Genomic DNA, 12,714 nt, shown 5'->3' with positions numbered 1-12,714 from the left:
TCGGCTGGCGATCTCGCCAGCTGGGGAACGCGTTGTTAGGTCATCCACGCCTGTGGGGTCTTCGGACATTCGGGGGCTGCCCGCCCAACCAACTCAGTAATGCCGTTAGTGCAGTTAGCCCCGCACACCGCCCCTGCTATCGCGACCACTTCTGCCGCACAGGGTGATGCGCGGTCATGCCGATGTGACTGCATCAGTTCCGTAGGAAGCCTGCGTGGCTGGCGTCTGCCAGAGTGCTCACATGGAGCGGCCTCTGACCGACCACGAGATGGAAGTGCTGCGAAGGCTCACTGCTGTCGATAAACCCGAGGCTCCCGACGTGCGGGCGTCCCTGAACTACCTCGTCGTCGACGATGAATGCGACTGCGGGTGTGACAGTTTCGGCGTGCGCGACCCCCGCTTCCCCGAACAGGATCATCACCTGCAGTCGTGGGTGGACGCGAGGTCGGTTGACGGCGTGACCACGCTGGGACTCCTCCTGGGTTCAGACGGCAGGTTGAAGTACCTCGACATCTACACGCCTAATCAGGGCCATCTTCCGACTGCTGAGGACCTCGAGATTCTTCCGTGACCGGCCTTCCCGCACATGCGCGATCCGCTCGTTCCGGGTTCGCTCCAGGAGGACTCAGAGCAGGTCGCTATCAGCGTCGTCGCCCCCTTCGAACCCAATGTCACGACGGTCGAGGCCGAAGGCGTCAGCCTGCTGAACGACCAGGCTCACGGCCTCATAGAGGCCCATCTGGCGACCGCGGTCGTACGCATCGCCGGTCTGGTCGGCGTTCGTCTTCGCGCTCGTCGCCAGATCGAGCAGGAGGGGGCCCAAGGTCGCGTAGGTAGTTCGCCGCCGTCGAGTCGGTCATGTCTCGACCGTAGCCACTCGAACGCACTCACATGCCGCGGATAGTAGGGCGCTGCCATGACGGCAGAAGGCGGACGTGCCAGCGTGTGCCTGTGGACCCAGTACCTACCCTCCGGGCAACGACAGAGTCAGGCGAGTGGTTCGCTTCGCAGGTTGCGCCCAATGCCGAACCGACGAACACCACATGCACGCCTGACGCCTCGCGTGACCAGAGCACGCAGGGGGCCCTATCCTCAGCGGGTGCGCCCACAAGACGACAGAGTTCCCGCTGCTGTTGAGGACTACCTCATCGGTTTGTACGGGCAGGCTGGGCAGTTGGGCGGCTCGATCGGCGGCGCCGTCGGGGGAGGCATTCCTGGATCGGCCGGCGGTGGCCGAGGCGGAGCGCGCGGTGCCACACGTGCGGCTCGGATGAGAACCGTCGTTGAAGATCGGACGCTCCCACGTCCATACGTCGGGCCCGACGCGCTCGCCCGCATTGCGGTGGCGTTCCCGAAGTACATCGCCTTACCCAGCTCCGAGTTGGTGCTGCGAATCGCTATCCCGATCGGCATGACCGGCCTGCAACAAGTCGTCGTGGATATCGCGCCGAGTGGCGCAGATTCGCCCGGAGCGAGTGGGACGACGGTGCGGGCGTACGGCAAGGAAGGGCTTCTCAGCCGCAAGCCAACGGCGCGCACCGCAGATCAGATCGTCTCGGTGCTCTCAAGCTGAGCTGGGTACACGGCAAATCCCCGGACGCAGGCGCACTCATCTGCCGCCGACAGGAAAGTTGAGGCGTCTGAGGTCGCACCAAACTAGTCTCTGCCCATGAGCGAAGCCTTCCGGGCCGAAGAAGTCTGGCGGCCGATTGAGTACGCCAAAGCGTGGGCGGCGTTCGACGCTCGCTTCGACTTCAAACCTGACTACTACGAGCGCGCTGTGCCTGCCATCCGGCTGCCTGACGTCTGTGTTGTGATCGACCTCGCTCCTGTCTTTGCCCACGAGGGCGCTCGGTTCGCGGCCGCCGAAGCGGCGATGACTGCAGCTGCTCTCCGGAACTTTGTATGGCTCATCGACGAGGAAGAGTTGACGGCGCTGGACTGGCAGCACACTCCATACCGCTACTCGCCGGCCGCGCACGCTCTCGCGGACCTCGGATGGCCCGTCCCGGTGTTCCCGAACGGCGACTACTACGTCCACACCACGTCGGACTTGCGTTGGGGCACGTTCGCCCACCCGTGGCAGCAGTCGCTGACCGTCTGGGGCGAAGAGCTGGTGCGCACCCTCGGGGCGGAACTGTTGACCTGGCTACCGCGCCACACGCAGAGCCCGTAAACGCACGCACCTGCCGCTGATCGCGCGGTCGCGCCGAGATCCGGTAAACCTGGCGAGGCCTGAACTGCCGATGAGAGGACGTGGGTGTGGCCCGAGGCATCGCGGACTCCGGAACAGTCCGAGGTCTGGCGCGGCCTCAAGGGCCTCGCGGCCTAGTAGCCTGGGAAGACCTTCCGGAGTTCGTCCAGCGTGACGTTGCCGGTCACGCTCACGCCGACGGCGTGCTCGGCGCCGAGGCGTCCGCTCAGCAGCCGCACCACGGCCTCTGCTGGACCGTCGAATGTGGCCGTCGGGTCATCGACCACGTCGGTCACGGTGACGGTGTCGGTGATCTGGATGCCGCCGCCCGGGATCGCCAGGCGGACCTCCCGCTCGACCCGATCGGCCTTGCCGGCAAAGCCCAGAAGGAAGGCCAGCGGCCCGCCGAAGAGCTCGACGAGTAGCTCGGCCGATTCCGGATCCACGGTCGCCGACGGGTCGACGCCGACGCGCACGTCCCAGGAGTGGTTGGCGACCTCGGTGAGCCGCATGCCGAGCGCGACGACCAGCGGCACCGGCTGGGGCAGGATGCCCAGGTCGATCTGACGATCGCGCTGCTCGGCGCTGAGCGCCTGGACGGTGTCGAGGTACGCCGCGTCGTGTTTGACGAACGCGGCCGCTTGGTCGGCCGGAGACGCGGCGTTCCACCGGGCCCAGATCGACTGGTTGTCCTCGGTCTCGACCTGCTCGCCTGCGGCGATCGCGATCGGCTTGCGGGAGATCTCGGCACCGCTTCCGAGGTGCGAGAGCGCCTGCGCGACGGTCCACTCCGCCGCCCCACTGCGGCCCCTCAGCTGTTGTTCGGTCAAGGTCGGCACAAGTGCGGCGAGGGTGTCGTGGTTGGCACGCAGCGCTGCGACGGCGCGGTCGACAAGTGTGGTCATACCGGGCCCAACCTCGCGGGCTGCGGCTTTCTTCCGGCGGCCGAGGATCCCGTCCAGCTCAAGGAGAACGGCTCCACGCCCGGACGTGCCGCGATCCGAGCTCACTCACATGCCGCACATGGTGAGCGTGTGTGTGGTTGACGCGACCTGGCGTGCACCGACCCCGACCTGCGGGGCTATCTGGTGTGGTGCGAGCGGCGGGCCTGGACCCGCTGGCGGCCGGTCGGCCACACATTGAGCTCTATATCCGTTGGTTACAGGAGGTGCGCCGGTACCAGCCATCGACGGTCGCTCAGGTCGTCGCGGGCTTCTGCCGGACCTGCGTGATAGACGGCGTCCTCGAGCACTCCCCAGCCGAATACGTGCGCCCGCACGGACCGGCCCAATCCGAACCACCATGCGCTACGACCGCGCCAGCACCAACCTCGACCGCCACCCCAACTGCATCCTCGCCGCGTGTATGGCCTCCGCAACCTGACAGAACCTTCCGGTCGTGCCGATGTGCGAGTAGAACTCGGTAGCGTCCTGCACGTTGCGAAAGTGTCTGAAGTCGGGCGGTTGTTGCACGTCGGCGAGGTCGTTGCAGAGCTTCACGTGACGTCCGCCGACTTCCCGTGGCTCAACGCACAAGTCGTGCGCCGTCAGGGGTTTCGAGTTCGTCGAGCCGCTCTTCGAAGACGAGCTCAGACATCTCAACTCGTCGCTGGACGAGGAGACTGACGCGTGGACTCAGCATCCTTGAAGGATCCAGCCGGCAACCTTGTCTCGGAGTACCTGCTTCACATGGCCGGGGGCGAAGCCTGGTGGCGTTGGGCGGACGAGCCGTTCCCGACCAGTTGGCCTGACCCGCGGTCCGCCCGGATCTGCCGCCGATCGAGCACAGCACCGGCCGCCGAGGCATGTGCCATGTCAGGGGTGACCCGCCCAATGGGACCACGTACTGTTCGAACGTGACCCCCGAAGAGGTCGGCGAATTCGTGGAGTCCCTGCCGCAAGTGAAGCGTAAGGGCACCGCGGCGCTTCCAGCGTGGTACGTCAACGACCGCCTTGTCGCCCGTCTTCTCGACCCAACCACACTGCTCATTCGGGTACCGCTGGGCAAACGAGACTCCTTGCTCGCCACCTACCCGACCAGCTTCGGTGTGCCACCTCGATTCGAGGCCCATCACAAAGTCGAGGCGTATTTGGACCGAGCTGAGCCGACTGCCATACGTACCGCCGTCGAGCTTGCCTGGGACATGCAACGATCGTAGGGCCAGGCGACTGGGACCAGCCTGGATTTGAACCGAAACGATCGCTCATGGCGCGATCCGGGCATTAATCCGAAGCGGAACCCTCAAGCAACAACCGAAGCACGGATCTGCCGATGTGCGGAAATAGGAAGTGGCGTATCAGCAGTATGTTTTCCGCCATTGGTCTGCGGTACCGAGGATCGTCATGCCTGCGCGCTGGTACACGTCACCGGCGTGGGTTTCGTTGTAGGTGTCGACGTCGACGCCCACGCTGCTGTGTCCGCGCCTGTGGAGCTCGGTGAACGCTGTCGTGAGAAGCTCGGTTGCCAGCCCCTTGCCTCGGTATTGCGGGAGTGTTCCGAGCCAGGCGATCCAGGCTCGGTCGGCGGGTGCGCGGGCGATGAGCGCTGCGGCCGGTTGGTCTGCGACGAAGGCAAGGAGCCATAGCGACGGGTCGTGGCCGTCGCGGTGTTGTTGGTCGGAAAGGAAATCGTCGAAGCTTTGTCGTTGGTGGTTCCAGTGTCCGTCGTTGGCCTCTTCGAGGACGGCATGAACGGTTGCCATCTCAGCCTCAGAGGATGCGGGGCGGATTACCGCTTCGCCTGTCGTCGGTGCCTCGGAGAACCTCGTCAGGTCCGCTTTCATTCGGGTATAGCTGTGCACGATCGTCCAACCCGACGCGACCAACTGCGGGACGGCGAGGGCTTGTGGAAGCTGGAAAACCGTGGCTTCAACAGGTTTCGTCTCGGCACCCTGCAAGATCCACTGGTCAACCAGCGCGAGCAGCATGCGTGCCACCTCGCCACCCCCCTCGCGCGAGTCAACGCGCAATTGGACCCGGAGCTGGCCGGGCCGCGGCGCAGGATGCAGCAACACCAGCCCGTGAATGTCACCCTCATCTATGGCGACCTGGCTACGCCTCGCAAGATCAAGCCCTGGGGCGGCCAGCAGATCAGCGATGTCGGCTCTTGATGTCTCAGCTCGCCCGATCTCTGCAACATCGGCTGAACGGAACAGACGAACAAGCGCATCCGTGTCTTCAACGCACACCGGCCGACGGATCACAGGTCGAACCTCGCACGTCGGCTGCGCAGACAGCAACCGGATTACCCGTCGTTCGAACATCCGCATCTGCCGCGATCCGCGCGATCATGGCGATGAGCGAGTGCCGGGGTCGTGCGGGTCAGTGTCCGTCGAACGCGAAGCGCTCACCCGCCTGCGGGTCATAGAGCGGACAGCTGAGCCCGATCGCCACATTCACGATGCGGTTCATGTCGTCGCCAGACATGCCGCGACAGTCCGCTCGAAGGTGTTGCCTAGACCACGTGACTTCGAGTCCCGCTCGTTGACTCGGGCTGACCCACGTGAGCCACTCACCGGGGCCGTTGGCCGCCCGCGAGGCCCCGGGAAATGAAGCCACCAGTGCCTCTAGGAAAGCATCCACCGGTATGTCGTTGAGACCCGGGACCGATCCTCTCTCGCCCATCAGCTCCTGATAGATCGATTCCGGGTCGACGGTCTGGGAAGCGTTCTGCTGCCAGAAAACGAGTTCGTAACTCACGTCGGGAGTCTGGCATGGGGTCGTCGCGACGTCGGACGCAACAGTCGGTCGCCGTGCACCTCCGTTGGCGTTGACACGGCCGGCCAGCCCCGGCAGGATCGGTGCACGGCGTGGCCGACGCCCAGCCTCATGAGGACCTGCCCCAGCCGGGCCCTCGAGAAGGCGAAGGGGATTCTGCCCTCAAGGTTGCTGCTGTCCAGGCCTGTTTCGAGTGCCGCTTCGCTGGGGGAATGGGGCACGTCGAGGAGGCTTGTCATGACCAAAGAGGGCAGTTTCAAGCGCGCAGTGCGTCAGCGGGCACAAGCGACCGGATTGCGGTACACCGAGGCCCGCGCCGCGCTGGAGAAGGGCCGCATGTCGCCGTTTGCTCGCACTCGCCCCGTCGAGTTCGCGGAGCTGAGGGCGCACCTCGAGACGCGATACGGCATTAGCATCACCTCGATCGCGCCCATCGACGACGACCCCGAGACGCGGCCACACGGGTCCTGGGTGGGCCACTACCCCTGGACGCTGGTCGTCAAGCGAGAGGACGGCTCGCCCTGGATCGCTCGAGTCTTCTCGTCGGCAGCGGACACGGTCGGCCGCGTCGAGGGCGATGCGGAGATCCTGCGGTTCCTGGCCTTACACGACTTCCCCGCCGAACGGCCCGCGCACGACGATCCGGTGTCGGTGCTCGAGGGGAGCGGGGTGATCGTGACCGAGTACGTCGAGGGCGGACGCCCGACCCAGTCGCCGGCGGTGCTCCACGAGCTGGCGAGCCTGCTCGGCCGCCTGCACAAACTGCCCGCGGCCGGTGGTGCGGTCGTGCGGGACGGAGGGTCGGAGGAGCACGACGGCGCCTTCTTCGCGGGACGACCGAAGCAGGATCTCGCGGCGGCGATGAGCTTTCTGGTGAGCGTCGAGGACGCCGTCGCTCCCGAGGGTCGCGAGATGTTCGAGTGGCTCCGCGACAAGGTCGAGCACGCCGACGACGCGGAGGGCCTGCCCGAGGCGTTCACCCACGGGAACTACCACGCATGGGCGGCCGTCGGCAGGCCGGGCAACCTCGCCATCGTCGGCTGGGCAGGGTCCGGGCGCGGACCCCGCCTGCCCGCACTCGCCTGGCTGCTGACGACCGCGGGGGAGGGCGATGGGGAGGGCATCGACGCGGTCGCGCGCGGGTATCGCGAGCACGTTCAGCTCACCGGTGAGGAGTTCGAGCGGCTGCCCGGCGTACTGGCTATGCGACCGCTGTGGCTGGCGTGCCTCGACTACCGGCAGTCGGCGCGCAGCGGGTCCACCCCGACGATGGACGAGGGGTGGATCGGCTGGCTCGCGCGCCCCGAGCACGCCGAACGACTAGCTGCCCGGGCGATCGCGTCGTTGCGAGGCTGAGTCGCGCGCTGCTCGCGCTCTGCGTCACAAGCCTCGCGGCGTGGGGCAACACTGCCGCGAGCTCGGTCGACGGCGGATCAGAGCGGTCGTGGCGAGCTCCTATGCCACCGTCGACGTGATGTTGCCATCTGTCGTCAAGATGTCTGGCTCGCGTTGCCGGAGTGGGCGGACGCGTGGTACCAGCGCAGTACTCGCAGCGCCCTCAAGGTGTTCCACCGGCTAGGCGTGCCGTCGGGTTCCTCGAACCGGAAGTGGACCGCGCCGGGGTGGCTGTTCTCGAGCGGCCAACGCCCGTCGGGTCGGCGCTTTGAGCGGACGTGTTCGATCGCTTCGGCGAGCCGCGGATCCGGAGTGCCCCCACGCCGGGCGAAGTACTCCGTGGCCTTGAGCAGGTCGTAGTGCCAGCGTGGGGGGTAGGAGAACAATGCCCACTGCGGGTTGACCACCTCGCCCGTGCGTAACGACCGGAAGAGGTTGCGCCGGAGCAAGTACTCCTCTCCGTTCCGGCGAGCCTGGCGGACCTCCTCAGATCCGCCGGTATGGCGCTCCCACCCCAGCAGAGCGTCGATCACGTCCAGGGTGCTTGCGAAAGATGCCGGCGCTGGGCGCGTCTCGGCCCAGCAGTTCCAGCCACCATCCGGCATCTGGTCGGCCACGAGCCGCTGCACCACCGGGTCGACGTCGACGCCCAGGTAGGTACCGATCAGGATCGTGCCGGCGTTGATGCAGCAGTCCACCTCGCCGGCGAAGAACGGCAGCCCGTCGTACTCCCAGCGGCAGTTGCGGGCCACCAGGTGCGCGGTCTCTTGCATCACCGGACTGTCCGGGGGTACGCCCAGGTGGCATAGGTCGAGCAGGACCGGGTACGTCGCGGTCCACGGCTGGCCCGGCTCGGCACTCGACCCGTCGGTCGGTGACTCGGCCGGTTCCGGGTCGGGCGATGGGAAAGGCGGCGGTGGCTCACCAGCAGCCAAAGCGCGCGCAGTGGCCGCTGCGAACGCCGCGGTATCCGGAATGTAGGCCCCGTTCGCCCACAGGCCATCAGGGGCCCGCAGCGCCAGTAGCCGAGCACCCCAGCCCTCGTGCTCCACCCGCGCTCGCTCGGTCGCCACCTCGGTCTCCGAGGCGTTGACGAGGTCGCGCAACACCTGCCAGCGGATCGCCGGATCGCCGTGCAGCAGCCACTGCACAACCGGATCGTCCTCGGCCATCGGCGGCGTGCGTGGCTGATAAGGGCCCTGATTCTCCGTCGGCTCCATCCCTGAACCTCACCTACGCCGACGCCACGAACGTCCGAGTCGCCTTCGCTAAGGGCAACCAACGCTTCATGGCGCGGTGGCGCATGCGTTGCTCGACGAGTCGCTCACGGGGGCGTTCAGGACGTCCACCCTCCGAAAGGTAGCGGACCGTCAGGCTGATTAACAGACGTCCGTTCATGCCGCTGTCAGCGCGGACATGCCGATCAGCGCGCACCTGCTCAGGTTGTGACCTCGCCCTTGTGGACCTTAAGCGAGATGTTCCCGAGATCGAACGCCAGGTCTACTCCTACCTGTTCGCCCATCTCCGTTGCGCAGAGATGTCCATGACTCCAGCCGGGAACCCCTGAAGCCCGCAAACGGTGGCTCGTCGGCGGCGTCTCGCATCGTCCATCGCCCACCGTCGATGTCGTACTGGAACGGTGCGAGCCAGGATTCGTCGCCCGCTCTGGTGCCGACAACATCGAACGTCCAGTCCGCGTTGCCGCTGAAGAGCGCTCTTCGGCCACCTTCGAAGTGCATGTGTACGGGACCGACTCGGATGTCGGCTGAGCGGACGGGTTCGTTGTGGCTAATCGGTTGCGACCTGGACGGCGCTCAGGATGGTCGACAGGCTGGCCGGGTGGGCCATCTTCAGGTCTGCGAGATCGCTGGGCCGGAACCAGCGAAGATCGTCGTGCTCCTCGGGTGCGGCGTTGACAGGCTCCCCTTCCCAGCGCGTGACGAGGAACGCGTGTATGTCGAGGGTGGGGTCGCTGACCGTCATAGGAATGGGCTGGGGGTCGTGGACGTGGACACCGAGTTCTTCGAGGCATTCCCGACTGACGGCCTGGTGAGGCAACTCGCCTGACTCGACATGTCCGCCGACGAGGTCCCAGCAGTCGGGATACCAGCGACGCGATGGATGGCGATGCACCAGGAGCACGAGACCGTCCCGCACAAGTGCCGCGACTGAGATCGGAATCTGGGCGACCATGGCGACACACTAGACGCGAACGCACTCTCATGCCGCCGAGAGGGAAGCGCGCGGTCATGTCGATGACAGCGGGTTGGCGTCGACCGAGGCTCGTCGAGCTCGGCAGGCCGGCCGTGCTCCTCGGCCGCGACGGTGCGTACGCTGCCCGGAAACTGAGTTACCGGACGCTGAACGTCCGGAACCGGGGGTACGTTGCTGGCATGTCCGACTTCACGATCAAGGCGCTCACGCCGGAGACGTTCGACGACTTCGCCGCTCTCGTCGAGCGGAACAAGGGCATGTTCGCCAGCTGCTGGTGCACGCATTTCCATCCCGACTGCGCGGAGAAGGGCCAGAGCGCCGAGGGGAACCGGGCGCTCAAGCAACGTCTGGTGGCCGACGGGATCGCGCACGCGTCGCTGGTCTACGACGGCGACCGGGCCGTCGCTTGGGCGGAGTACGGATCACCCGAGGAGCTGCCCAACATCCAGCACCGCAAGGAGTACGTCGCCACTGCCGGGCGACTGCCCGACTACCGGGTCACCTGCATCCTGGTCGAGCGCGGCCTTCGCGGTCAGGGCCTGGCGGCGATTGCGCTGCGCGGAGCCGTCGAGCTGATCGCGCAGGCCGGCGGTGGCCTGGTCGAGGGCTACCCGCACGACACCGGCGGGGTCCGGAAGAAGAACTCGTCGTTCCTCTACAACGGCACCCGCACGATGTACGAGCGCGAGGGCTTCACCTACGACCGGCCCAAGGGCCAGGGCAACTGCGTGATGATGCGCGAGGTGGGCCCGAGCACGCGCGACTGAGCCGGTCCAGCGCTCCACGCGGAGACGACGGCTACCCGGCACCGCCTCGTCTGTACGAGTCGCTCGGCTTCTCCACGATTGCGCGTACGTGCACACTTTCGTGGACCTTATGGCGGGCTCCCGCGACTGATCCGCAAGCGAGGACGACCTTCGTCAGCGGGCGCATGCCATGCTGCGCTTCATGCCGCGCTAGGAAGGAAACGCACTCTCATGCCGCAGGCAGTTAAGGCGCGGGTGCCGATGTGCGGGCAGCAACGCCGCGACGCCGGCCAGCAGCGCCTCGTGAACCTCGATCCGTGATCACGCCGACGCGGTACGACAGGCCGACCGCACACAGTCGAAGTGTGGCGGCCGGCCTGACCGCGGTCAGTTAACCGTCAGGACCTTCGACGCTGTCTGCGTCCCCTGGTGGTCGGCGTCTGCCAGCCATACGACGCGGTACGTGTACGTGCCGCGTGCAGTCGGCTTGATGCTGAACGCAAACTTTCCGTTCGTCGCCAGCTTTCCCGTCGTCACTGCGACCCAACTGGTTCCCGATCGGCGCTGCAAGTAGACGGTCATCCCGGCGTGCGGCGGGTTCAGATACCCGTACAGCACCGACGACTGACCAAGCAGAATCGAGGATGGGGTCAGGTACGCCGACATCGCCGGCTGGACCTGGACCAGCACAGTCGTGCTCCGCGTGCCCAGCAAACCCGTCGTGCCGTTGTAGCCCCACATGTAGTACGTCGACACTCCGGGCTTCTGCGCCGAACTGACCACGCCATTGGCATCAGACGTGAACTGTCCCACCAACGACCACTTCGTCGCGGTCTTCGCCTTCGAGTACAGGTAAACCGGTACGCCGGACAGCTTGCCGCCATCGTTGATCCGCGTCACCGTGGTGCTCACGGTGACCGCCCGGGTGTACATGATCGAGGCGGCACTGGCCGTGATCGTGGCCTTCGTGCCGATCAGACGCACCCCGATGCCCGGCCCGATCTTTCCGGTGCTGTCCTTCACCCAGGCCCGGTAGGCGTAGCTGGCGGAATTCGCCAAACCGGTCACGGTGTAGAGGCTCGCGGTGCCGTTGTAGATCGCCGTACCGGACGACGGCAGCGCCGGCGCGGTATTGCCCGCTGCGCCGCGGACGATGATCTGACCGAGTGTCGTACCGGCCGGACTGGTCCAGCGCAGCGTGGCAGAGCCCACCGAACCGGTCACGCTGAGGATGCTGACAGGTGGCGGCGGTGGAGTGAGGTCCGCCCAGTTCTTGTCGATGTTCATGCTCACGCCGCCGTGGGTCTCGGTGGCGTTGCCGACGTACTGGTGCACCCGCTGGTGGTTCGTCCAGTACGTGCTCGAGATGTACTTGTCGTCGGTGACAGCCGCCACGTTGTTCCAGCGGGCGAACCAAAGGTTGTCCGGACGCGTGTACGCCGTACTGGTGTAGGCGCTGTTCAGGTCGACACCACCCGAACCGGCGGCGACGTAGGCGCCACCGAGGTAGCCGCGGGCGTTGAGCTCCTGAGTCCAACCGCTCAGGTAGGACAGCACTGAGGCCTTGCACGCGGCCGTGGAGGTGTAGCCCTCGACGTCGCTGTAGATCGCGCTCCGCTGCGCGAACCCAAGCGCCTGCGCGGCAGCGACGGCGTTGGCAGCGGCGGTCTTGCCCTGCGCCAGGGCGGTGGCCGGGTCAGTAGACATCTTGCTGCTGAAGTTCGTGCAGGGCGCCTGCATGCCGACGTCGATCAGCAGGAACTGCCAGCCCTTGCTCGCGTTGGCCGACACCCAGTCAGGCGTCAGGTTCGGCTGCGCACAGGCGCGCAAGCCACCGCTGATGTAGATGCCGAGGGCCTTGTAGTCCGGCAGCCAGGCGTCCATCGTCGACTGGCTCGGCGCCGTACAAGCGTCGAACGCCTGACCGGTGAAGTTGCCCGTGGCGACTACCGACGGCGCCACAGCAGCCGGCTGAGCGACCTGGGCGGACTGGGTCTTCGAGACGACGCGACCGGTGGCCAGTACGTCGTCCGCCGCCTGCTCGTCGCCCGGAGCGTAGTAGGCCGTCGCGAGTACGCCGGCATCCTTGACGGCACGACGCAGCAGGCCAGGTGCCGACTGCTGTTCCTTGGTCAACGGCTCGAGAACGAGTCCTTCGCTGCGGCCGACCAGGTGGGCCGGGCAGTTGGCCTGAGCGGTGCTACGGCCCAGGTACACGGCGGGACGGTCGAAACGGACGCAGGTAGAGGGGTTGGCGGCCAGGTCGACGACCGGCCAACTCGCTGGGACAGTGACTTCGTAGCCGCGGTACGAGACCTTCTGGGTCTCGTCCGCGGCGGCCGGGCGGCTGATGGTCACCACGGCGGCGACCCCGGCGACCAGTCCAAGGGCGACAATCAGCGCCCCGGGTCTGTACAGCCTCACAGAAGCTCCTCACTTTCGGCGGACG

Annotated in this window: 13 protein-coding genes; 6 read left to right on the top strand and 7 right to left on the bottom strand. The window is 66.5% G+C overall.

All coding sequences use genetic code 11. The features are described from left to right. Positions 1–241 precede the first annotated feature (241 nt). Positions 242–571: a hypothetical protein gene (locus tag OG555_RS07545; RefSeq protein ID WP_329482102.1), complete on the top strand. Its 330-nt coding sequence runs from the start codon at positions 242–244 to the stop codon at positions 569–571. A 54-nt stretch (positions 572–625) separates the two neighbouring features. Here the strand turns inward: OG555_RS07545 and OG555_RS07540 are convergent, their stop codons facing one another. Continuing rightward, a complete protein-coding gene (locus OG555_RS07540) occupies positions 626–823 on the bottom strand; it encodes a hypothetical protein (RefSeq protein ID WP_329482101.1) in 198 nt (65 codons plus the stop codon). 447 nt (positions 824–1,270) lie between these two features. On the opposite strand from OG555_RS07540, the gene OG555_RS07535 reads away from it, so the two are divergent. Together OG555_RS07535 and OG555_RS07530 are read left to right on the top strand one after the other, a co-directional pair. After that, the gene (locus OG555_RS07535; RefSeq protein WP_329482100.1) at positions 1,271–1,573 is read left to right on the top strand and encodes a hypothetical protein; all 303 of its coding nucleotides are present in this window, start codon (positions 1,271–1,273) and stop codon (positions 1,571–1,573) included. 96 nt (positions 1,574–1,669) lie between these two features. Next, positions 1,670–2,176 carry a DUF2716 domain-containing protein gene (locus OG555_RS07530; RefSeq protein WP_329482099.1) on the top strand — a complete coding sequence of 169 codons (507 nt, stop codon included), beginning with the start codon at positions 1,670–1,672 and terminating at the stop codon, positions 2,174–2,176. 152 nt (positions 2,177–2,328) lie between these two features. Here the strand turns inward: OG555_RS07530 and OG555_RS07525 are convergent, their stop codons facing one another. Further along, positions 2,329–3,099 carry a maleylpyruvate isomerase family mycothiol-dependent enzyme gene (locus OG555_RS07525; protein ID WP_329482098.1) on the bottom strand — a complete coding sequence of 257 codons (771 nt, stop codon included), beginning with the start codon at positions 3,097–3,099 and terminating at the stop codon, positions 2,329–2,331. 950 nt (positions 3,100–4,049) lie between these two features. Here OG555_RS07525 and OG555_RS07520 point away from each other — a divergent pair. Then, on the top strand, positions 4,050–4,352 hold the full coding sequence (locus tag OG555_RS07520; RefSeq protein WP_329482097.1) for a hypothetical protein: 303 nt from the start codon (positions 4,050–4,052) through the stop codon (positions 4,350–4,352). Between the two features lie 138 nt (positions 4,353–4,490). Here OG555_RS07520 and OG555_RS07515 read toward each other — a convergent pair whose 3' ends face one another. Both OG555_RS07515 and OG555_RS07510 read right to left on the bottom strand, forming a co-directional pair. Beyond that, positions 4,491–5,396, bottom strand: coding sequence for a GNAT family N-acetyltransferase (locus OG555_RS07515; protein ID WP_329482096.1), 906 nt, complete (start codon positions 5,394–5,396; stop codon positions 4,491–4,493). Between the two features lie 118 nt (positions 5,397–5,514). Beyond that, entirely contained in the window at positions 5,515–5,892 is a 378-nt protein-coding gene (locus OG555_RS07510; RefSeq protein WP_329482095.1) for a hypothetical protein, read from the bottom strand. 255 nt (positions 5,893–6,147) lie between these two features. Here OG555_RS07510 and OG555_RS07505 point away from each other — a divergent pair, with 255 nt between their 5' ends. Further along, positions 6,148–7,266, top strand: a complete 1,119-nt coding sequence (locus OG555_RS07505) for a phosphotransferase enzyme family protein (protein ID WP_329482094.1) — start codon at positions 6,148–6,150, stop codon at positions 7,264–7,266. A gap of 134 nt (positions 7,267–7,400) precedes the next feature. Here the strand turns inward: OG555_RS07505 and OG555_RS07500 are convergent, their stop codons facing one another. After that, on the bottom strand, positions 7,401–8,525 hold the full coding sequence (locus OG555_RS07500) for a squalene cyclase (protein WP_329482093.1): 1,125 nt from the start codon (positions 8,523–8,525) through the stop codon (positions 7,401–7,403). Between the two features lie 568 nt (positions 8,526–9,093). Further along, positions 9,094–9,498 (bottom strand): NUDIX domain-containing protein, encoded by a 405-nt coding sequence (locus OG555_RS07495; RefSeq protein WP_329482092.1) that lies wholly within the window; start codon positions 9,496–9,498, stop codon positions 9,094–9,096. A gap of 200 nt (positions 9,499–9,698) precedes the next feature. On the opposite strand from OG555_RS07495, the gene OG555_RS07490 reads away from it, so the two are divergent. Continuing rightward, positions 9,699–10,286 carry a GNAT family N-acetyltransferase gene (locus OG555_RS07490; RefSeq protein ID WP_329482091.1) on the top strand — a complete coding sequence of 196 codons (588 nt, stop codon included), beginning with the start codon at positions 9,699–9,701 and terminating at the stop codon, positions 10,284–10,286. Between the two features lie 366 nt (positions 10,287–10,652). Here the strand turns inward: OG555_RS07490 and OG555_RS07485 are convergent, their stop codons facing one another. Beyond that, on the bottom strand, positions 10,653–12,689 hold the full coding sequence (locus tag OG555_RS07485; RefSeq protein WP_329482090.1) for a DUF1906 domain-containing protein: 2,037 nt from the start codon (positions 12,687–12,689) through the stop codon (positions 10,653–10,655). Positions 12,690–12,714 lie beyond the last annotated feature (25 nt).

Origin of the sequence: Kribbella sp. NBC_01484 (assembly GCF_036227145.1) — a bacterium.
GTDB lineage: Bacteria > Actinomycetota > Actinomycetes > Propionibacteriales > Kribbellaceae > Kribbella.
This window is presented reverse-complemented; position numbering and strand designations above follow the sequence as displayed.